This window comes from Streptomyces camponoticapitis (assembly GCF_014646115.1).
Taxonomy (GTDB): domain Bacteria; phylum Actinomycetota; class Actinomycetes; order Streptomycetales; family Streptomycetaceae; genus Streptomyces; species Streptomyces camponoticapitis.
Window position 1 is genome coordinate 385,619 of record NZ_BMMV01000003.1, and the last position, 19,456, is coordinate 405,074.

At 69.5% G+C, this 19,456-nt stretch carries 19 protein-coding genes and 1 tRNA gene; 5 read left to right on the plus strand and 15 right to left on the minus strand.

All coding sequences use genetic code 11. The annotated features are described in order from the left end of the window. Positions 1-13: 13 nt before the first annotated feature. Complete coding sequence (locus IEY79_RS06835; RefSeq protein ID WP_506359040.1) at positions 14-2,437, minus strand: MFS transporter; 2,424 nt, start codon at positions 2,435-2,437, stop codon at positions 14-16. Between the two features lie 106 nt (positions 2,438-2,543). Next, positions 2,544-3,089: a MarR family winged helix-turn-helix transcriptional regulator gene (locus IEY79_RS06840; RefSeq protein WP_189106389.1), complete on the minus strand. Its 546-nt coding sequence runs from the start codon at positions 3,087-3,089 to the stop codon at positions 2,544-2,546. A gap of 253 nt (positions 3,090-3,342) precedes the next feature. Between IEY79_RS06840 and IEY79_RS06845 the strand changes: the two genes are divergently transcribed. Then, the gene (locus IEY79_RS06845; RefSeq protein ID WP_189106390.1) at positions 3,343-3,549 is read left to right on the plus strand and encodes a hypothetical protein; all 207 of its coding nucleotides are present in this window, start codon (positions 3,343-3,345) and stop codon (positions 3,547-3,549) included. Positions 3,550-3,565: 16 nt separating this feature from the next. Here IEY79_RS06845 and IEY79_RS06850 read toward each other — a convergent pair whose 3' ends face one another. The 5 genes from IEY79_RS06850 to IEY79_RS06870 form a co-directional block, all read right to left on the minus strand. Beyond that, positions 3,566-3,778 carry a hypothetical protein gene (locus IEY79_RS06850; protein ID WP_189106391.1) on the minus strand — a complete coding sequence of 71 codons (213 nt, stop codon included), beginning with the start codon at positions 3,776-3,778 and terminating at the stop codon, positions 3,566-3,568. Between the two features lie 108 nt (positions 3,779-3,886). Then, on the minus strand, positions 3,887-4,765 hold the full coding sequence (locus IEY79_RS06855; RefSeq protein ID WP_189106392.1) for an RNA polymerase sigma factor SigF: 879 nt from the start codon (positions 4,763-4,765) through the stop codon (positions 3,887-3,889). 221 nt (positions 4,766-4,986) lie between these two features. Beyond that, the gene (locus tag IEY79_RS06860) at positions 4,987-5,997 is read right to left on the minus strand and encodes an RNA polymerase sigma factor SigF (RefSeq protein WP_373292479.1); all 1,011 of its coding nucleotides are present in this window, start codon (positions 5,995-5,997) and stop codon (positions 4,987-4,989) included. A gap of 223 nt (positions 5,998-6,220) precedes the next feature. Continuing rightward, positions 6,221-6,514: a Dabb family protein gene (locus IEY79_RS06865; protein WP_189106394.1), complete on the minus strand. Its 294-nt coding sequence runs from the start codon at positions 6,512-6,514 to the stop codon at positions 6,221-6,223. Between the two features lie 124 nt (positions 6,515-6,638). Beyond that, positions 6,639-6,803, minus strand: coding sequence for a hypothetical protein (locus IEY79_RS06870; protein WP_189106395.1), 165 nt, complete (start codon positions 6,801-6,803; stop codon positions 6,639-6,641). Between the two features lie 416 nt (positions 6,804-7,219). Here IEY79_RS06870 and IEY79_RS06875 point away from each other — a divergent pair, with 416 nt between their 5' ends. Together IEY79_RS06875 and IEY79_RS06880 are read left to right on the plus strand one after the other, a co-directional pair. Then, positions 7,220-9,409 carry a discoidin domain-containing protein gene (locus IEY79_RS06875; RefSeq protein ID WP_189106396.1) on the plus strand — a complete coding sequence of 730 codons (2,190 nt, stop codon included), beginning with the start codon at positions 7,220-7,222 and terminating at the stop codon, positions 9,407-9,409. Positions 9,410-9,576: 167 nt separating this feature from the next. Next, positions 9,577-10,461 carry a TIGR03621 family F420-dependent LLM class oxidoreductase gene (locus IEY79_RS06880; protein ID WP_189106397.1) on the plus strand — a complete coding sequence of 295 codons (885 nt, stop codon included), beginning with the start codon at positions 9,577-9,579 and terminating at the stop codon, positions 10,459-10,461. A gap of 89 nt (positions 10,462-10,550) precedes the next feature. On the opposite strand, the gene IEY79_RS06885 is transcribed toward IEY79_RS06880, so the two are convergent. The 4 genes from IEY79_RS06885 to IEY79_RS06900 form a co-directional block, all read right to left on the minus strand. Then, positions 10,551-10,635 (minus strand) — tRNA-Ser (locus tag IEY79_RS06885). Positions 10,636-10,666: 31 nt separating this feature from the next. Beyond that, entirely contained in the window at positions 10,667-11,110 is a 444-nt protein-coding gene (gene tadA, locus IEY79_RS06890; RefSeq protein ID WP_189106450.1) for a tRNA adenosine(34) deaminase TadA, read from the minus strand. Positions 11,111-11,175: 65 nt separating this feature from the next. After that, positions 11,176-11,730, minus strand: a complete 555-nt coding sequence (locus IEY79_RS06895; protein WP_189106398.1) for a tRNA adenosine deaminase-associated protein — start codon at positions 11,728-11,730, stop codon at positions 11,176-11,178. A 252-nt stretch (positions 11,731-11,982) separates the two neighbouring features. Further along, on the minus strand, positions 11,983-12,198 hold the full coding sequence (locus IEY79_RS06900; protein WP_373292480.1) for a hypothetical protein: 216 nt from the start codon (positions 12,196-12,198) through the stop codon (positions 11,983-11,985). 288 nt (positions 12,199-12,486) lie between these two features. Here IEY79_RS06900 and upp point away from each other — a divergent pair, with 288 nt between their 5' ends. Beyond that, entirely contained in the window at positions 12,487-13,122 is a 636-nt protein-coding gene (upp, locus tag IEY79_RS06905; RefSeq protein ID WP_189106399.1) for a uracil phosphoribosyltransferase, read from the plus strand. A gap of 67 nt (positions 13,123-13,189) precedes the next feature. On the opposite strand, the gene IEY79_RS06910 is transcribed toward upp, so the two are convergent. The 4 genes from IEY79_RS06910 to IEY79_RS06925 form a co-directional block, all read right to left on the minus strand. Continuing rightward, on the minus strand, positions 13,190-13,825 hold the full coding sequence (locus tag IEY79_RS06910; RefSeq protein ID WP_189106400.1) for a LytR C-terminal domain-containing protein: 636 nt from the start codon (positions 13,823-13,825) through the stop codon (positions 13,190-13,192). Between the two features lie 127 nt (positions 13,826-13,952). Next, on the minus strand, positions 13,953-14,255 hold the full coding sequence (locus IEY79_RS06915) for a type II toxin-antitoxin system VapB family antitoxin (protein ID WP_023540426.1): 303 nt from the start codon (positions 14,253-14,255) through the stop codon (positions 13,953-13,955). A 323-nt stretch (positions 14,256-14,578) separates the two neighbouring features. Then, the gene (locus IEY79_RS06920; RefSeq protein ID WP_229700701.1) at positions 14,579-16,156 is read right to left on the minus strand and encodes a M28 family metallopeptidase; all 1,578 of its coding nucleotides are present in this window, start codon (positions 16,154-16,156) and stop codon (positions 14,579-14,581) included. Positions 16,157-16,351: 195 nt separating this feature from the next. Then, positions 16,352-16,954: an HhH-GPD-type base excision DNA repair protein gene (locus tag IEY79_RS06925; RefSeq protein WP_189106401.1), complete on the minus strand. Its 603-nt coding sequence runs from the start codon at positions 16,952-16,954 to the stop codon at positions 16,352-16,354. 165 nt (positions 16,955-17,119) lie between these two features. On the opposite strand from IEY79_RS06925, the gene IEY79_RS06930 reads away from it, so the two are divergent. Continuing rightward, positions 17,120-19,420 (plus strand): terpene synthase family protein, encoded by a 2,301-nt coding sequence (locus tag IEY79_RS06930; RefSeq protein WP_229700702.1) that lies wholly within the window; start codon positions 17,120-17,122, stop codon positions 19,418-19,420. Positions 19,421-19,456: the final 36 nt, after the last annotated feature.

A 19,456-nucleotide genomic window follows, 5' to 3' on the forward strand; every position in this document is an offset into this window, starting at 1 on the left:
TCACCCGCCCCGGCTATTCGCCGGGGTGCGCGAGCTCGATGTCGTGGGCGTCGATCCCGCGCCCGGCCACGGTCAGGGTGCCGGCCACCGGCGGGTAGCCGGTCGCGATGACCGTGTACTCGCCCGCGTCCAGGTCCGCGAAGCCGTACGCCCCGTCGTCCCCGGTCGTCGCGGTGGCGACCACGTTGCCGGCCGCGTCGATCAGCGTGACACGCGCGTCCGGCAGCGGACGCCGGTCGCCGCCCGCCCGGACGGTGCCCTGGACGAGCGCGCCCGACCGCAGCACGGCCTCGACGCGGGTCACGCCCTGGGCGCCGATCTCCACCGGCAGCGCCAGCGGCCGGAAGCCGGTCGCGTTCACGGCGACCGTCACGGACCCGGGCAGCAGCTCCGCGAAGGCGAACTCGCCCTGCTCGGCCGTCTTGCCGGTCGCCAGCACATCGCCGCGTACGTCGGTCACGATGACCATCGCGCCCTCGACGGGCGAATCGCCGTCCTCGCTCCGTACGGAGCCGGTGAGCCCGCTCGTCCCGGCGAGCAGGATGTCGTACGCCAGCGGTTCCGCGCCGACGGCCACCGTGACGGCCTGCGGCTGGTAGCCGTCGGCCGAGGCGATCAGGACGTACGAGCCGGCCTCGGGCGCGTCCAGGGTGTACCCGCCGTCGCCCCCGGCGACCGCACGGCCCAGCTGACGCCCGCCCGGCGTGATGAGGGTGATGGCGGCCCGCGGCACGGCGCCGCCCTCGCCACCGCGTACGACGCCGTGGACGGGGATGCCGCCGGTTCCCGGGGCGCCGCCCGGGGACTCATGGGTGGCCGGCGCGGGGGCCGGGGCCGGAACCGCGGCCTCCATGGCTCCGGGCGCCTCCGCGCCCATGGCCACCGGCACCAGCGGCTCGACCGGCGCCTTCTCCAGGCTGTCCGCCGCGTCACCCCCGGCACGCGTCTTCAGGGCGACCTCCTTGATGAACAGCGTGATGAGGAAGGCGAGCAGCGCGGCCGGTGCCGAGAAGAGGAAGACATCGGCGACGCCGTGCCCGTACGCCGCCTCCACGACGGTCCGCATCGGGCCGGGCAGCGTGTCCAGATTCGGGATGCCCCCGCCGCCCGTACCCGCGTGGCCGGCCGCCGCGGCGTCCGGACCGAGGTCGGCGAGACCGTCCTTGACGTACGAGGCGACCCGGTTGCCCAGCACCGCGCCCAGCGCCGAGACGCCGATGGCACCGCCGAGCGAGCGGAAGAAGGTGACGACGGAACTCGCGGCGCCCAGGTCCTGCGGGGAGACCTGGTTCTGGGTGCACAGGACCAGGTTCTGCATCATCATGCCGACGCCGAGGCCCATGATCGCCATGAAGATCGCGATGTGCCAGTACTCGGTGTCGTACCGGATGGTGCCCAGCAGCCCGAGACCGGCCGTCACCAGCACACCACCGCTGACGAGCCATGCCTTCCAGCGTCCCGTCTTGGTGATGACGAGGCCGGAGACCGTCGAGGAGAGGAAGAGCCCGCCGATCATCGGGATGGTCATCACACCGGACATCGTCGGCGACTTGTCGCGCGCCAGCTGGAAGTACTGGCTGAAGAAGACCGTGCCGGCGAACATCGCGATACCGACGAACAGCGAGGCCAGTGACGCGAGGGTGATGGTGCGGTTGCGGAAGAGGCGCAGCGGGATGATCGGCTCGCTGGCCCGCGACTCGGTGTAGAGGAAGAGCGCGCCGAGTACGACCGTGCCGGCGAGCATCGCGTACGTCTGGCCGGAGACCCAGTCGTACTTGTCACCGGCGAAGGTGACCCAGAGCAGCAGCAGCGAGACGGCCGCGCTGATCAGGAACGCGCCGGTCCAGTCGATCTTGACCTTGCGCTTGACCACGGGGAGCTTGAGGGTCTTCTGCAGCACGATCAGGGCGACGACGGCGAACGGGACGCCGACGTAGAAGCACCAGCGCCAGCCGAGCCACGAGGTGTCGGTGATGACACCGCCGATGAGCGGGCCGCCGACGGTGGCGACGGCGAAGGTCGCGCCGAGGTAGCCGCTGTAGCGTCCGCGTTCACGCGGGGCGATCATCGCGGCCATGATGATCTGCGCGAGGGCGGTGAGACCGCCGACGCCGATGCCCTGGACGACGCGGAAGACGATCAGCGTCCCCGCGCTCTGGGACAGTCCGGCCGCCGCCGAGGCGACCACGTAGAGGGTCAGTGCTATCTGGACCAGCAGCTTCTTGCTGAACAGGTCCGCGAGCTTGCCCCACAGGGGAGTGGTGGCCGTCATCGCCAGGAGCGAGGCGGTCACCACCCAGGTGTACGCGCTCTGTCCGCCGCCGAGGTCGGAGATGATCTCGGGCAGGGCGTTGGTGACGACCGTCGAGGAGAGGATCGCCACGAACATGCCGAGCAGCAGCCCGGAGAGCGCCTCCATGATCTGACGGTGAGTCATCGGCGTGCCGGGCGCGGCCGGGGCGGGAGGGCCGCCGCCGTGCTTGGCGTGGCCGCCCCGTACACCCGTTGGTGTGGTGGTCGTAGCCATTGAATTCCTTCGTCTATTACGTCTGTTGCCGCGCGGGCGTTTCACGCTGTGCGGGTGCGGGTGCGGGTGCGGGCCCGGAGGCGGGTGTGGGGGTACGGGCGTACGGGCCGGGGCCGTCGTCGTAACGGCCGGGCCGGCAGTCGCCGAAGTTCTCACGCAGGCGGGCCAGCATGGTGTTGAGCTGTCCGACCTCGTCGTCCGACCAGTCGGACAGCGCGCGGGCGAACATCTCGGTCGTCCGCCGTACGAGCTCGTCGAGCAGGTCGCGGCCCGCCGGTGTGAGCCGCAGGATGCGGGACCGCCGGTCGGCGAGGTCGGGGGCGCGCTCGATCCAGCCGCGCTCGGCCGCGTGGGCCACATGCCTGCTGGTCACGGACATGTCCACGGCCAGCAACTCGGCGAGGCGGCTCATCCGCATCTCGCCGTGCTGCTCCAGCAGGGTCAGTACGGCGGCGGAGCCGCCCGGACAGTCGGGGGGCAGGACACGGGTGAGTCCCCGTTTCACGGCGCCGACGGCGCTGAGCTGGTGGGCCAGTTCCGCGTACTGACTCTTGGCGGCCATGACCCCTCCGTAGACCCCTCGCCCATGTTGTTGCTTGGGGCAACCATAGAAGCGGTTGGTTGCTGAAGGCAAACTAAAAAGCGGCATCAGGAGTAAAGGAACCTAAAAGGCTTCGCATGCCCGAGGTCAATGGGGTGAAGGGAGCCGGGAGTGGCGCGGGAGGCCCGCGTGGAGGCGCCGGGAGCGTGCCGTACGGCCTTGGGAAGGCCCCGGGGGTTGGGCACCCGTGCGAGGTTCGCTAGGGTCCTGGCTCATGGCACACAACCCCCATGCCCCGCAGGGCCCCGAGGGAAATCCCGACCCCGCGGGCAACACCCAGATGTTCCGCGCCTTTGTCGACGAGGGTGAGCCGCAGCGTCGTCAGGCGCCACAGCAGAGCGGATCGAAGACCGGACTGATCGTCGGCGTCGTGGCCGTGGTCGTGATCCTGGCCGCGGTCGCCTGGCTCGCGCTCGGCTGACCTTAGGCCCGAGGGCTCACTCCTGAGCCCAGGTCTCACTCCTGACGGTGGCGCTCCGCTCCATGCGGGGCGCCACCGCGGTGACCGCACTCGGACCGGCCGTCACGGCCGCTGTCGGACCCGAGCCGTCGTCATCGCGATGACGCCCGCCCTCCGGGCCTGTCGTCTGGAACTTGCCGGTCTCGCGGTCCCTGGTGCGCGCGCTCGCGGCGCTGTCGTCGGTCGGCATGGCTCCGCCATGCCTTCCTCCTCCGCCTTGCGATCAGACGCACCATCGAGACATCAGCCGCTGCCGCGGCGGGCGCTCCCTGATCCGGCCTGATCCAGACGACAGGCCCTAGTCCGCGATCAGCCCTTCCCGCAGCTGTGCGAGCGTGCGGGTCAGCAGGCGTGAGACGTGCATCTGCGAGATGCCGACCTCCTCGCCGATCTGGGACTGCGTCATGTTCGCGAAGAAGCGCAGCATGATGATCTGCCGCTCGCGGGGCGGGAGTTTGGCCAGCAGCGGCTTCAGTGACTCGCGGTACTCCACGCCCTCCAGGGCGGTGTCCTCGTACCCCAGACGGTCCGCGAGCGATCCCTCGCCGCCGTCGTCCTCGGGGGACGGCGAGTCCAGCGAGGAGGCCGTGTACGCGTTCCCGACCGCCAGGCCGTCGACCACGTCCTCCTCCGACACGCCCAGCACCAGGGCGAGTTCGGGAACGGTCGGTGAGCGGTCGAGCTTCTGGGCCAGCTCGTCGCTGGCCTTCGTCAGCGCCAGCCGCAGCTCCTGGAGCCGGCGGGGCACGCGTACGGACCACGACGTGTCGCGGAAGAAGCGCTTGATCTCGCCGACGACGGTCGGCATCGCGAAGGTGGGGAATTCCACGCCGCGTTCGCAGTCGAACCTGTCGATCGCCTTGATGAGGCCGATCGTGCCGACCTGGACGATGTCCTCCATCGGCTCGTTACGGCTGCGGAAGCGCGCCGCCGCGTAACGCACCAGCGGCAGATTCAGCTCGATGAGGGTGTCACGTACGTAGGTGCGCTCCGGGCTGTCCTGGGCGAGCACGGCGAGCCGCAGGAACAGGGAGCGGGACAGAGTGCGGGTGTCGATGACTTCCGGCTGGGACGCGCGCGGTTCGGCCACACGGTCGAGAGCATCCGGCGCGTCGTCCGGTGCCTGGTCGCTCTTGTTGAGCGTGAGCACCTTCGAGCTGCCCTGTTCTACGGACATGCCACCCCCTTGAGGTCGCTGACGGTCGCGGTGGCCGCTCCCGTCGAAGGAACGCAGCCTCCACCTGAATACCGGCGGTGGGACTGCGGCAAACGCGGTTCCAGCAGAATGTCACATGTCGTCAACACGCTGTAGCGCCAAGTCGACATATCTGCACCGGAATGAGGGGGTATGCGAATTTGCTGCTGGTGGGGACGCTCCGGGGCTACTACCCGGAAGAGCTATGCCTCGATCCTGTTTGCGGATCGCAAACGCGCGAAGCTTCGCGCCAGGAGCCTTGACACATGCATCTGGGAGACGCCCAGTTCCTGGCTGATCTGTGACTGCGTCAGGTTGTTGTAGTAGCGCAGCATCAGGATCCGCTGCTCCCGCTCGGGCAGCTGCACCAGCAGATGCCGGACCAGATCGCGGTGCTCGACGCCGGCCAGCGCCGGGTCCTCGTAGCCGAGCCGGTCGAGCAGGCCGGGCAGCCCGTCGCCCTCCTGGGCCGCCTCCAGGGACGTCGCGTGGTACGACCGGCCGGCCTCGATGCAGGCGAGGACCTCCTCCTCGGAGATCTTCAGCCGCGCGGCGATCTCGGCGGTGGTGGGGGAGCGGCCGTGAGCCGTGGTCAGATCCTCCGTGGCGCCGGTGACCTGGACCCACAGCTCGTGCAGCCGGCGCGGTACGTGGACGGTCCGCACGTTGTCGCGGAAGTAGCGTTTGATCTCGCCGACGACGGTCGGCATGGCGAAGGTCGGGAACTGTACGCCGCGGTCCGGGTCGAACCGGTCGATCGCGTTGATCAGTCCGATCGTGCCGACCTGGACGACGTCCTCCATCGGCTCGTTACGGCTGCGGAAGCGGGCGGCGGCGTAGCGCACGAGCGGCAGATTCGCCTCGATGAGCGCGCTGCGTACCCGGGTGTGCTCGGGGCTGCCCCGCTCCAGATTCTTGATCTGCGAGAAGAGCAGCTGGGTGAGCGCCCTGGTGTCGGCGCCCCGGGTCCCCGGCGTCGACGGCCGTGGCTCGTTCTCGCTGAGGGTCTCGACGAGCGGGGCGTCGCTCGGGGGCTCGCTCCGGGCCGCGGTCGGATCGTCGGGTCGGTCGTCCGGTCGGTCGTCGGATCGGTCGTCGGATCGGTCGTCGTCGTCCCGGGTGTCGGTCCGCGCATCGGCCCGGCCGTCGTTCGACCGGGCCTCGGTCCGAGCCTCGGTCCGGGCCTCCGTCCGGGGCTCGATCTGGGGCGGCATTTGAGGCGTTGTACTGGCCGGCACGGTCACGCCACCCCTTCGCAGTCAACTACGGTCAACTCATCCGTCAAAAGCGGTCATAGCATCACAAGACTTGCCCACTGTGTGCAAGCACCAGAAAACTCCGTGTTGACGAAGAATTCCCCGTTCAAACTCGAAAAGCCCCACGCCGGTGAGGCGTGGGGCCAGGAGGGTCAAGGGCCGGAAAACCGGTCGGAACCGATCAGAACTCGTAGTCGGCGATCACCCAGGTGGCGAATTCTCGCCACAGAGCGACGCCCGCCTGGTGGTCGGGGTGCTCCACGTACCGGGTCAGCGCGTCGGCGTCGGCGACCGCCGCGTTGATGGCGAAGTCCTGGGCGATCGGGCGGTCGCTGGTGTTCCAGCCGCACTCCCAGAACTCCAGCTCCGGGATCTTGCCGCCGAGCTCTTCGAAGGCGCGCGCGCCGGCGACCACCCGGGGCTCGTCGCGCGAGACGCCCTCGTTGAGCTTGAAGAGGACCAGGTGGCGGATCAAGGGGTATCTCCTAAGAAGGACGCTGCGGAGGGGGCTGGCGAGGGGCGGCGGAACGCGGCGCCCGGGGCCGGGGCCCGCCGGCCGGAGTCCACGGCCGCCGTCAAGGGCCGCCGTCCGGCCGTGGCTACTGTACGAGCTCGGTCATGAACTCGCCGACGCCCTCGGCCGCGTCGGATATGCCCTCGAACCCCACCTGGACGAGATCGGCCGCCCGTTCGGGCGACGTGATGATCGTGTACAGCACGAAGACAACGACCAGATAGAGCGCGAGCTTCTTCGTTTGCACCATCAGCGCTGCCTCCTCTGCTGTCCCCGGTGCGATCGCGTGAGTCTAACCGTACGAATGGGCCGGTTCGGAGGCCGATTTCGATCACCTGCTTAACCGCTTCTGGCCGCACCGGATCGACGCGTGGTCGCCGCGCCGCCCGATCCCGACGCCGTACGTGATGCGCGCCGGGCCCGCGCCGTCAGGATCTGAACGGACACTCCGCAAGACAGGTGGGTGAAGTCGGTCAAATGCCCCGCCAGGTCGGTTAGTTGTTGATCGGAGACCAACCGATGACGGCCGGTGTGTGCACAACTCTTGACGTGTACGAAACACGGGAGAACCATCTGCGATACGAGAGAGCGCTCTCCGGGTATCCGCCCGGATCTCTCCGCACCCCGAACTCCCCCTCGTCGTCCGAGACTTCAGGAGACCTGCCCATGCACGCTCCGCTGTCCGTAGTTCCGGTGTTCAGGAGACCCGCGTCGGTACGCCGCCGCGGGATCGCCGCATCCATCGCCGCCACCCTGGTCGCCTCCCTGCTGATGCTCATCCCCACCGCCACCCCCGCGAGCGCCGCACCGGTCCTGCTCTCCCAGGGCAAGCCGGTCACGGTCTCCAGCACGGAGAACGGCGGCACGCCCGCCGCCGCGGCCGTCGACGGAGACACCGGCACCCGCTGGTCGAGCGCCGCCGCCGATCCGCAGTGGATCCAGATCGACCTCGGCTCCTCCGTCGCGGTCAACCAGGTCGTGCTGCGCTGGGAGGCCGCGTACGCCAGGGCGTACAAGATCGAGCTCTCCACGAACGGCACCAGCTGGACGAGCGCGTACTCCACCACCACGGGCCCCGGCGGCAACGAGACGCTGAACGTCTCCGGCAACGCCCGCTACGTGAAGCTGACCGGCACCACCCGCGCCACCCAGTACGGCTACTCCCTCTGGGAGTTCCAGGTGTACGGCGAGAGCGGCGGCCCCGGCGGACCGATCCAGGGCGGCGGTGACCTCGGCCCCAACGTCAAGGTCTTCGACCCCTCGACGCCCAACATCCAGGGCACGCTCGACACGATCTTCCGGCAGCAGGAGTCGGCCCAGTTCGGCACCGGCCGCTACCAACTGCTCTTCAAGCCGGGCACGTACAACAACCTCAACGCCCAACTCGGCTTCTACACCTCGATCTCCGGTCTCGGGCTCAAGCCCGACGACACGAACATCAACGGCGACGTGACCGTGGACGCCGGCTGGTTCAACGGCAACGCCACCCAGAACTTCTGGCGCTCGGCCGAGAACCTCGCGCTCAACCCGGTCAGCGGCAGCAACCGCTGGGCCGTCGCGCAGGCCGCCCCCTTCCGCCGTATGCACATCAAGGGCGGGCTCAACCTGGCGCCGGCCAGCTTCGGCTGGGCCAGCGGCGGCTACATCGCCGACAGCAAGATCGACGGCCAGATCACGCCGTACTCGCAGCAGCAGTGGTACACCCGCGACAGCGCCATCGGCGGCTGGGGCAACGGGGTCTGGAACATGGCGTTCTCCGGGGTCGAGGGCGCGCCCGCGCAGTCCTTCCCGAACCCGCCGTACACCACCCTGAACAACACCCCGACCTCTCGCGAGAAGCCGTTCCTCTACCTGGACGGCAACACGTACAAGGTCTTCGTACCGGCCAAGCGCACCAACGCGCGCGGCGTCTCCTGGAACGGCACACCGCAGGGCGAGTCCCTGCCGCTCGACCAGTTCTACGTGGTCAAGCCGGGCGCCACGGCGGCCACGATCAACGCGGCGCTCGCCCAGGGCCTGCACCTGCTCTTCACCCCGGGCATCTACCACGTCGACCAGTCCATCAACGTCAACCGGGCGAACACCGTGGTCCTCGGCCTCGGCTACGCCACGATCATCCCGGACAACGGCGTGACGGCGATGAAGGTCGCCGACGTCGACGGGGTGAAGCTCGCCGGCTTCCTGATCGACGCCGGACCGGTGAACTCCCCGACGCTGCTGGAGGTCGGCCCGCAGAACGCCTCTGCCGACCACTCCGCCAACCCGACGACGGTGCAGGACGTCTTCATCCGCATCGGCGGGGCGGGCCCCGGCAAGGCCACCACCAGCATGGTCGTCAACAGCGACGACACGATCATCGACCACACCTGGATCTGGCGGGCGGACCACGGGGACGGCGTGGGCTGGGAGACCAACCGCGCCGACTACGGCCTCCAGGTGAACGGTGACGACGTCCTCGCGACCGGGCTGTTCGTCGAACACTTCAACAAGTACGACGTGCGGTGGAGTGGCGAGCGGGGCCGGACGATCTTCTTCCAGAACGAGAAGGCGTACGACGCCCCGAACCAGGCCGCCATCCAGAACGGCAGTATCCAGGGCTACGCCGGCTACAAGGTGGACGACTCCGTCGTCACCCATGAGGGCTGGGCGATGGGCAGCTACTGCAACTACACATCCGATCCGAACATCCGTCAGGAGCACGGATTCCAGGCGCCGGTGAAGCCAGGGGTGAAGTTCCACAACATCCTGGTCGTCTCACTCGGCGGCATGGGCCAGTACAACCATGTGATCAACAGCATCGGATCACCGACCTCGGGCACGTCGACGATCCCGTCGAACGTGATCAACTTCCCGTAGTCGCGTCGCCCGCCCCCTGGGGGCGTGGGGCGGCTTCGCCGCCATAAGCAGCATGTCAGGGCCCGGTCTCTCCGTGGAGGGACCGGGCCCTGACCGTGTCATGACTATCATGAACAAAAGAGGTAAAACCGCCCCTCTTGGGACATCGATCCCGTCGAGAGGAACCCATGTCCACCCGCCCCTTCCGTTTCGGCGTCAGCATGACGGCCACCGGATCGCACGAGGCCTGGCAGGCCAAGGCCCGGCAGGCCGAGGAGCTCGGCTACGACGTGCTCCACATCCCCGACCATCTGGGCATGGCGGCGCCCTTCCCCGCCCTGGTGTCCGCCGCCGACGCGACGACCACCCTCCGGGTCGGCACCCTCGTCCTCAACTCCGGCTTCTACCGGCCCGCGCTGCTGGCCAGGGACATCGCGGACACCGACCAGCTCACCGACGGCCGGCTGGAGGTCGGGCTCGGCGCGGGCTGTGTGGGGGCGGAGTTCCACGCGGCGGAGCTGGCGTACCCCACCGCCGAGGAACGGGTCGACAACCTGGCGCACACGGTCGCCGAACTGCACCGGATGTTCGCCATGCCGGAGCAGCAGCCCGCGGTCCGCCAGCGCCCGGGACCGCCGCTCCTCCTGGCCGGTCTCGGTGACCGCATCCTGCGGCTGGCCGCCCGTGAGGCGGACATCGTCGGCCTCCCGATCATGGCGCGCCGGACCCCGCCGGGTCTGGACCCGCAGCAGGTACTCGCCGACCGGGTCGACCACGTCCGCTCCGAGGCGGGCGCGCGCTTCGGCCGGCTGGAGCTGAACCTGTTCGTGTCGGCGGTGGTCCTCGACGAGGCGAACTCCGGCTTGGACGCCCTGGACCTGACGGCCGTCCACCGTACGGCCCCCAATCTGACCAGGGACCAGATCCTGCGGCTCCCCAATGTGCTGGCGGGATCGGTCGAGCAGATCGCCGAGACGCTGAACGGCTACCGGGACACGTACCGCGTGACGTACTTCTCCGTACTCGAACCGCACATGGCCGACTTCGCGAAGGTCATCGCCCAACTGCGCTGACCACCGGGCGGCCTTGTCGCCCCCGCGCCGTACGGCCACGCAAAACACCCTCCTGATCCACGTTTCCGCAGATCAGGAGGGTGTGAGAGCGGTAGCGGAGGGATTTGAACCCTCGGTGAGTTTCCCCACACTCGCTTTCGAGGCGAGCTCCTTCGGCCGCTCGGACACGCTACCGAGAGAGAGCTTAGCCCAAGGTGGCCCCTGCTCAGAAATCGATAATCCGGCGGTCCCGGAAGAAGGCTCTGAGCGGCTCCGAGCACTCCTCGGCGAGCACCCCCTGGATCACTTCCGGGCGGTGGTTGAGACGCCGGTCGCGTACGACGTCCCAGAGCGAGCCCGCCGCTCCCGCCTTCTCGTCGAGCGCCCCGTACACGACGCGGGCGACCCGCGACTGCACGAGCGCGCCCGCGCACATCGTGCACGGCTCCAGGGTCACCACGAGCGTGCAGCCGGTCAGCCGCCAGGCGCCGACCTTCGCCGCCGCGCGGCGGATCGCCAGGATCTCCGCGTGCGCGGTGGGGTCGCCGGTCAGCTCGCGTTCGTTGTGGCCGACGGACAGCACGGTGCCGTCCGGGGACAGCACGACGGCACCGACCGGCACATCGCCGGCCGGCGTCGCGCGCGCGGCCTCTTCCAGGGCGAGACGCATGGGCGCCCGCCACGGGTCACGCACCGGATCGGTCTCCGGTCCGTTCGCCGGGTCGCGCTCCGTCACTAGCGGGCGGTCTCCAGGACCTCGGAGGCGCCCAGCGCGTCCGCGATCTCGGCCATGGCGTCGGTGTCCAGCGCCAGCAACTCCGCCTCCGAGAGGCCCAGGTCGGCGAGGATCGTGCGGTCGCCCACCGGTCCCGCGGGTACGGTCCCGGAGCCGGCCGCGTCGGCGGGGCCGGTGCTGCCCTCCGGGTCCTCCGTGTCCTCCTGCTCTTCAATCTCGCCGTCCTCGGTGCCGTCGAGGTCCAGCGTGTCCAAGGCGTCGGCGAGGTCGTCCTCGTCCCCGCCGAGCAATTCGTCCGTCAGGATCTCCCCGTACGAGGAGCGTGCGGCCATGGCCGCGTCGGAGACGTAGATGCGAGGATCCTCCTCGCCCTCCACGCGGAGCACGCCGAACCAGGCGTCCTCCTGCTCGATGAAGACGAGCACCGTGTCCTCGTCCACCGAGGCTTCTCGGGCCAGGTCGGTCAGATCCGACAAGGTCTCCACGTCGTCGAGCTCTGTGTCGCTCGCTTCCCACCCGTCTTCGGTGCGCGCGAGCAGTGCGGCGAAGTACACCGTGACTCTCCCACTGGTCAGAGGTGACGATTCGGCGGTGCGCTGCGCTCTGCCCCGCCCACTACTCGGAATCGTGGCAGAAAGCGGGCGATTGCGAGAGGTCTTCCGTCGTTGCGTCGTGGAGGCATTTTATTGGACGGGGCCGGACGCGGTGCGGGGGGAGGGGGTCCGAAGGCCCCGGGGCGGAGAACGGGCGATGCCCAAGTGGCCGTCCCACGAAGGGCGGAGGGCCGCTGGGTGACTCGTACGTGACTACCAGCGGAACGTCCGCATCCGCATCTGCTGGCGCATCCGGGCCGCGCGGGCCTGCCGAGGTTTCACCCGCTCGCGCAGGGCCTTGGCCTCGTTCAACTCCCGCAGGAACTGGGCGCGCCGTCGCCGGCGGGCCGCGCCGCTGTCGTCCGAGGGGACCTCGGAGGCGAGATCCGGGGAGGGGTCGGGCGTGGCGTCGGACACAGGTTCGGACACGGGTTCGGATGTGCGTCCGGGGGTGAGCCCGGGGCCTGTGGTGGGTCCGGCGGCCTTTTGGGCCGGGAGCCCGAGGGGATCCTCCGCCTCGGCCTCGGCCGCCCGGCCGCCGCCGCCCCGTCCCTGCGAATTCCGCCGCTGCCGGTCCGGCATCGCCGCCTCACCACCCCACGAGTCGGTTGACTGTGTGCCCCGCGTCCCCTTGTACGCGTGCCCAATCACCTTCCCTGCGGGCGGGGGATTGATGCCCGCCGGGGCCGGGGGCCGGGCCACGGTTACTGTTGAGGCATGCGGATTCATGTCGTCGACCACCCGCTGGTCGCGCACAAACTCACCACGCTGCGCGACAAGCGCACCGACTCCCCTACCTTCCGACGCCTCGCCGACGAGCTGGTCACCCTGCTCGCGTACGAGGCCACCAGGGACGTGCGCACCGAGCAGGTCGACATCGAGACTCCGGTGACGCCGACCACGGGTGTGAGGCTGTCCCACCCGCGGCCTCTCGTGGTGCCGATCCTCCGGGCCGGTCTCGGCATGCTCGACGGCATGATGCGGCTGCTCCCGACCGCCGAGGTCGGTTTCCTCGGGATGATCCGCAACGAGGAGACGCTTGAGGCGTCGACGTACGCGACCCGGATGCCCGAGGACCTGTCGGGCCGCCAGGTGTACGTCCTGGACCCGATGCTGGCCACCGGCGGCACGCTGGTCGCCGCGCTCCGTGAGCTCATCGACCGCGGCGCCGACGACGTGACGGCCGTGGTGCTGCTCGCGGCGCCCGAGGGCGTCGAGGTGATGGAGCGCGAGCTGGCGGGCACACCGGTCACGGTCGTCACGGCGGCGGTCGACGAGCGGCTGAACGAGCGCGGGTACATCGTTCCGGGGCTGGGCGACGCGGGTGACCGTATGTACGGGACGGTCGACTAGGTCCTGTCCGGGTACGACGACTCCTGGGCCCTGTCCGCCGGACAGGGCCCTTGGTCTGTGGCGTTGCTCAGCAGGGGCCGCCGGGCGCGGGCCTGGAGAGGGTGGCCAGGGCCTGGGCGGCGTCCTTCTGGACGCTCAGGCTCTTGAAGGCCGTGCCGATCAGCAGGTCGACGTCCTTGGTCGTCCGGGTGTCGTGCTGGGACTTGGCGCCCTTCAACTGGGCGCCCAGCACGGTGAGGGGCCCGTCCGCGGCGGCCGGGGCGCCGAGCAGTATGCCGGTGCCGGGGATCTTCTTGTCGTACGCCGCCGGCGCGTTGCCCACCTTGCCGATGACGAAGCCGCGCTTCTTGAGCTCGTCCGCGGTGGTCTTGGCGAGTCCCGCGCGCGGAGTCGCGTTGTAGACGTTGACCTTGATCTGGGCCGGCTTGGGCAGCGGCTTGGCGACCGCCGCGGACGCGGACGGTGACGGCTTGCAGTCGCGCCCGCTGGCCGTGGCGGTCGTGGTCTTCTTCTTCGTTCCGTCGTCCGCGGTGAACACGTCGATGAGCTGTACGGTCCCCCAGCCGACGAGGCCGAGGGCGACGACTCCGGCGATGGCCGCGAGCACGATCCTGCGGCGGTGACGGGGGCGGCGCATGCGGGGGTACTTGGAACCCGTAATACGATATTTGCCGCCCATGCCAGGGGGGGTGAGCATGCTCATGGCCGCAGCGTAGTGCGCGGCGGTAGTGATTCCTACTAAATGATCAATGGGTTGGGCCCGAAGAGGCCGGAAAGACCCCGAAAGGCTCAGTGGCGACCTTCGGCCTGCCGGTCCGTCGGCCGGTCTGTCAGCCCAGGTCCAGTTCGAGCACGCGCGCGTGCAGCACCTGCCGCTGCTGGAGTGCGGCGCGGACGGCGCGGTGCAGTCCGTCCTCCAGATAGAGGTCGCCCTGCCACTTCACGACATGGGCGAAGAGGTCTCCGTAGAAGGTCGAGTCCTCGGCGAGCAGCGTCTCCAGATCCAGTTGGCCCTTCGTGGTGACGAGCTGATCGAGGCGGACCGGGCGCGGCGCTACATCCGCCCACTGCCGGGTGCTTTCCCGGCCGTGGTCGGGATACGGCCGCCCGTTACCGATGCGCTTGAAGATCACACGGAAAGCCTACCGGGCGAGCGCCTCCGGGCGCAGCCATGGCGCGGGGGTGCAAACAGATCCATACGGGTCAAAGTGGGAGCGACGTATGAGTGGAACCGTCCCGTCCGGTGACGTCGCCGCCCATATCGCCTTCTAGGGAGGTCCGACGGCCGCCGCCTGTGCGACGGGCGGACGCACCGCGGGCGCCGGGGGAATCAGCTCCCCCGGCGCCCGCGGTTCATGTCTTTCCGTCAGCCGGGCTGCCGGTCAGAGAGTCGGACCGTCAGGTCGTCAGACCTTCCGGCTGTCAGGAATCTCCGGCTGTCAGGACTCTCGGGCTGTCAGGCCCGGGACTCGTGCTCGTGGTCGTGGGCGTTCGACGCGCCGACGCCCGTGTCGCCACCCGTGGTGCGCTCAGCCTTGGCCGAGGGCGCCGCGCCCGCCGCGCCCGCCTTCGCGGTGAGCGGGCTCAGGTCGTGGGCGTAGCGGCCGACAGCGTTGGCGATGACGTCGATGTTGACGTCGAAAGCCTTCCTGTCGATGTTGTCGAGGTCGTCGCAGGCCGCGTGGTAGCAGGGGTCGTAGGCGATCCCGGCCTCGCCGCCGAACTTCGTCGCCTGCGCGGCCGTCTTGATGCCCTCGGCGCCGGTGAAGGTGCCCCCGGAGGGGATGCCGACCTCTATGAAGGGCCCGTAGTCGGAGCGGCCGGTGAAGTCGGTGCCCTCGTGCGGGTGGTTTTTGCTGTCGAGGAAGTCGGTGATGCCCTTCTCCAGCTGTGCCGATCCCTCCGGGCCCGCGCCCGCGCCCACGCCGTCCGAGTCGTCCCCGTCGTAGACGAACAGGCCGAAGTTCGGCGAGGCGATCATGTCGAAGTTGAGGTAGAGCTTGATCTGCTCCGCCTGCTCGGGGCTGAGGCCCTTCACGTAGTCGTCGGCGCCGAGCAGTCCGAGCTCCTCGGCCGACCACCAGGCGAAGCGCACTTTGTTGGCGGGCTTCTCGTGCGACTTGGCGAGCTCAAGGGCGACTTCGAGGAGACCGGCGGAGCCCGACGCGTTGTCGTTGATGCCCGGGCCGGCGGTCACGGAGTCCAGGTGGGAGCCGAGCATCACCGTGTTCGCGGCCTTGCCGCCCTTGGTCTCGGCGATCACGTTGCGCGTGACGCGCTTCTCCTGGAGCTGCCGGATGTCCAGCGAGACCGTCACGGGGCCGGCCGCCGCCTCGGCGGCGAGCTTCGTGCCCTCGGCCTGGGTGACACCGCCCGTGGGGATCCTGGCCGCCGCCGGGTCGCCCAGGGTGCCGCTGAGGGCGCCCTCGGTGTTGTTCGAGACGATCGCGGCGACCGCGCCCGCGGCGGCCGCCGTCTGCTGCTTCACGGCGAAGTCGCAGCCGCCGCGCAGGATGAGCGCGATCTTGCCGGTGAAGGCGCCCGCGGCGTAGTCGCCGGCCTCGCAGCCGGTGGTCGCGTCGACCGGTACGACGGCGAGCTCGGCCTCGATCCCGCCCTTGGGCGTGGACTTCGTGTACGACATGGCCGTGACCTCGGAGTCGCGCGGCGTCGGCGCGGTGACCTTCAGCGTCTGGGCCTGCGTCTCGATGTACGTGAACTCGAAGCTGTCGTACGAGACGTTGTAGCCGGCCTTCTTGAGGAGGCTGTACACGTACGCGGCGGAGGCGTCGTGGCCGAGCGAGCCCGCGGCGCGGTGGCCGCCGGCGGAGTCGGCGATGTCCTGGAACTTCTGCAGGTGCTTGTACGCGTCCTTGCCGGACGCCTCCTTGACGAGCTTCCCGGCGAGTTTCGCCGCGTCCCTCGCCGGATCGGGCCTGTTGTGCGCGGAGGCGGAGGATGCGGACAGCAGAAGCGGGGCGGTGAGCGCGGTGGCGGCTGCGACTGCCAGGAGTCTGCGGGACGTTGCGTTCACAGGGGTCCTTCCGATGCGAACGAGCGAAAAGGAGCGAACTGAACGAGAACGGTGGTGAGCTGACCAGGCCGTGTCCACGGCGCTACTTCGAAGACACGACCTAGGGAAAGCTAGCGACCCGGAAGGTCGTAGGGGAACAGATGTGCCACAAGTCATGGCCTCGCCCTGGTCCCCCGGCCACCGTCTGACGCCCGTTCAGCTCCTTGTGCTCTCGGCCGCCTTCGCCGCCTTGGCCGCGCGCTTGGTCTCCTGCTTGTGCTCGCGGACCTTGGCCAGGGTCTCGGGCCCGGTGATGTCCGCCGCCGAGCGGTACGAGCCCTCCTCCCCGTACGCGCCGGCGGCCGCGCGCCAGCCCTCGGGCTGTACGCCGTACTGCTTGCCGAGCAGCGCGAGGAAGATCTGCGACTTCTGCTTGCCGTAGCCGGGGAGTTCGCTCAGCCGTTTGAGCAGCTCCGTGCCGGTGGCGACATCTCGCCACAGTGCGGCCGCGTCCCCGTCGTAGTGCGCGACGAGGAACTGGCAGAGCTGCTGCACACGCTTGGCCATGGACCCCGGGTAGCGGTGCACGGCGGGCTTCTCCGTGAGCAGCGCGGCGAAGGCCTCGGGGTCGTACACGGCGATCGCGTGCGCGTCCAGATCGTCACCCCCCATGCGGACGGCGATGGTGTACGGCCCCGCGAAGGCCCATTCCATGGGCACCTGCTGGTCCAGCAGCATGCCGACCAGCGCGGCCAACGGGCTGCGGGCGAGGAGTTCGTCGGCCTCGGGTTGCTGTGCGATGCGAATCGTCGTGCTCATGGGCAGATGGTGGACCGGGAGGGGGAAAATATCAGGGAGGCCACGCCCTGACGGTGTGTTCATACGACTGTTTTGTGGCGCGGATGGCGGTACGTGACGAGGGGTAGAGCTGGACACGGACAGCTGCCGGAATGCTCCGGAATCCTCGGGAAAGGCCGCGCATCAGTGACACAGCCCTTTGAACTGCCGGATTTCTACATGCCTTATCCGGCGCGCATCAACCCGCGTCTGGAGGAAGCCAGGGAGCACTCCCGGACATGGGCCCGGGACATGGGGATGCTGGAGGGCTCCGGGATCTGGGAGCAGAGCGATCTCGACGCCCACGACTACGCGCTCCTGTGCTCGTACACCCATCCCGACTGCACAGGGCCGCAGTTGTCGCTGGTCACGGACTGGTATGTGTGGGTCTTCTTCTTCGACGACCACTTCCTGGAGATCTTCAAGAGAACGCAGGACCGCAAGGGCGGCAAGGCGTATCTCGACCGGCTCGCCGCGTTCATGCCGATGGATCTCGCCGACGGGTTTCCCGAGCCGACGAATCCGGTCGAGGCGGGTCTCGCGGATCTCTGGAGGCGGACGGTCCCGTCGATGTCCCTGGACTGGCGGGCGAGATTCGCCGAGAGCACGGAGAATCTGCTCAACGAGTCCCTCTGGGAGCTCGCCAACATCAATGCCGAGCGGATCGCGAATCCCGTCGAGTACATCGAGATGCGCCGCAAGGTGGGCGGGGCGCCGTGGTCGGCGGGGCTCATCGAGTACGCGGCGGGCGCGGAGGTGCCGGCCGTGATCGCGGACTCGCGTCCGATGCGGGTCCTGCGGGACAGCTTCTCCGACGGGGTCCATCTGCGGAACGACCTCTTCTCGTACCAGCGGGAGATCGAGGAGGAGGGCGAGCTGAGCAACGGGGTGCTCGTCCTGGAGACGTTCCTGGGCTGCACCACGCAGGAGGCGGCCGACGCGGTCAACGACCTGCTGACCTCCCGGCTCCACCAGTTCGAGAACACGGCGCTGACGGAGCTGGGCCCGCTCTTCGTGGACAAGGGCATCGACCCGGTCGCGGCGGCAGGGACCCTCGCGTACGTGAAGGGCCTCCAGGACTGGCAGTCCGGCGGGCACGAGTGGCACATGCGCTCCAGCCGGTACATGAACGGCGCGGACGCGGATGGCGGGCCCGAGGCGGGGGAGACGGCGGGGCCGCTCTTCTCGCAGACCCCCGTCGGGCGGTGGACGGCCGCGTCGGACCATCTCAAGAGCCTCACCAGCGGCTCCCCCGCCAGAGCACGCGCCCACAGCCATGTGCCGTACCAGCGGGTGGGGCCCTCGATCCTCCCCGAGTTCGAGATGCCGTTCGAGGCGACGCTCAGCCCGCATCTGGAGGCGTCGCGCGAGCACGTCGTGGAGTGGGCCCACCGGATGGGCATCCTGGAGGGGCAGCCGGGCATCCCGGGCTCGAACGTCTGGGACGAGGAGCGCATCCGGCGCATCGACCTCCCGCTCTGCGCCGCCGGCATCCACCCGGACGCCACGCCCGAGGGGCTCGACCTGACCTCGGACTGGCTGGCCTGGGGGACGTACGGCGACGACTACTTCCCCGTCGTGTACGGCCACGCCCGCAATCTGACGGCGGCCAAGGCCTGCAACGAACGGCTGTCCCTGTTCATGCCGGTCGACACGCTCGCCACCCCGCCACCCCTCAGCGCCCTGGAGCGCGGCCTGGCCGACCTGTGGATCCGCACGGCGGGCCCGATGGACCGGGACACCCGCCGGGACTTCCGCGCGGCTGTCGAGGAGATGACCGCCAGCTGGGTCTGGGAGCTGGCCAACCAGATCCAGAACCGGATCCCGGACCCCGTCGACTACATCGAGATGCGCCGCCAGACCTTCGGCTCCAACCTGACGATGAGCCTGTCCCGCATCGGCCACGGCCGGACGGTACCGCCGGAGGTCTACCGCAGCGGCCCGATGAAGTCCCTGGAGAACGCCGCCCAGGACTACGCCTGTCTGATGAACGACCTCTTCTCGTACCAGAAGGAGATCGAGTTCGAGGGCGAGGTCCACAACGGCGTCCTGGTCGTGCAGTCCTTCTTCAACTGCGACTACCCGACGGGTGTCGCGATCATCTACGACCTGATGAAGGGCCGCATGCGCGAGTTCCAGCATGTCGCGGCCAACGAACTCCCCGTCCTCTACGACGACTTCGCCCTCGACGACGAGGCGCGCGAGACCCTCGACGGCTACGTGAAGGAGCTGGAGAACTGGCTCTCCGGCATCCTCGTCTGGCACCACGGCTGCCGCCGCTACAAGGAGGAGGACCTGCTCCACGACCGCGCCCACATCACCCGCTGGCTCCCCCCGACCCCCAAGGGCCCGGGCACCTCGGCCACCCGAATCCACCTCCCCTCACCCCCGCCCCGCCCCACCCCGCACCCCCTGCCCCAGACCACGCCCCAGGCCCTGACCCACTGACAGCCTCCCCCTCGAGGTACGACCCGCCCCGGGTTC

Excerpts from the sequence above, each read along its gene's own strand:
- tadA (WP_189106450.1), bottom strand. The coding sequence starts at position 11,110 with ATGCGTCTCGCCCTGGAAGAGGCCGCGCGCGCGACGCCGGCCGGCGAT.
- IEY79_RS06880 (WP_189106397.1), top strand. The coding sequence starts at position 9,577 with ATGTCCACCCGCCCCTTCCGTTTCGGCGTCAGCATGACGGCCACCGGA.
- IEY79_RS06870 (WP_189106395.1), bottom strand. The coding sequence starts at position 6,803 with ATGGTGCAAACGAAGAAGCTCGCGCTCTATCTGGTCGTTGTCTTCGTG.
- upp (WP_189106399.1), top strand. The coding sequence starts at position 12,487 with ATGCGGATTCATGTCGTCGACCACCCGCTGGTCGCGCACAAACTCACC.
- IEY79_RS06850 (WP_189106391.1), bottom strand. The coding sequence starts at position 3,778 with ATGCCGACCGACGACAGCGCCGCGAGCGCGCGCACCAGGGACCGCGAG.
- IEY79_RS06925 (WP_189106401.1), bottom strand. The coding sequence starts at position 16,954 with ATGAGCACGACGATTCGCATCGCACAGCAACCCGAGGCCGACGAACTC.
- IEY79_RS06875 (WP_189106396.1), top strand. The coding sequence starts at position 7,220 with ATGCACGCTCCGCTGTCCGTAGTTCCGGTGTTCAGGAGACCCGCGTCG.
- IEY79_RS06860 (WP_373292479.1), bottom strand. The coding sequence starts at position 5,997 with ATGCCGCCCCAGATCGAGCCCCGGACGGAGGCCCGGACCGAGGCTCGG.
- IEY79_RS06855 (WP_189106392.1), bottom strand. The coding sequence starts at position 4,765 with ATGTCCGTAGAACAGGGCAGCTCGAAGGTGCTCACGCTCAACAAGAGC.
- IEY79_RS06845 (WP_189106390.1), top strand. The coding sequence starts at position 3,343 with ATGGCACACAACCCCCATGCCCCGCAGGGCCCCGAGGGAAATCCCGAC.
- IEY79_RS06910 (WP_189106400.1), bottom strand. The coding sequence starts at position 13,825 with ATGAGCATGCTCACCCCCCCTGGCATGGGCGGCAAATATCGTATTACG.
- IEY79_RS06835 (WP_506359040.1), bottom strand. The coding sequence starts at position 2,437 with ATGACTCACCGTCAGATCATGGAGGCGCTCTCCGGGCTGCTGCTCGGC.
- IEY79_RS06840 (WP_189106389.1), bottom strand. The coding sequence starts at position 3,089 with ATGGCCGCCAAGAGTCAGTACGCGGAACTGGCCCACCAGCTCAGCGCC.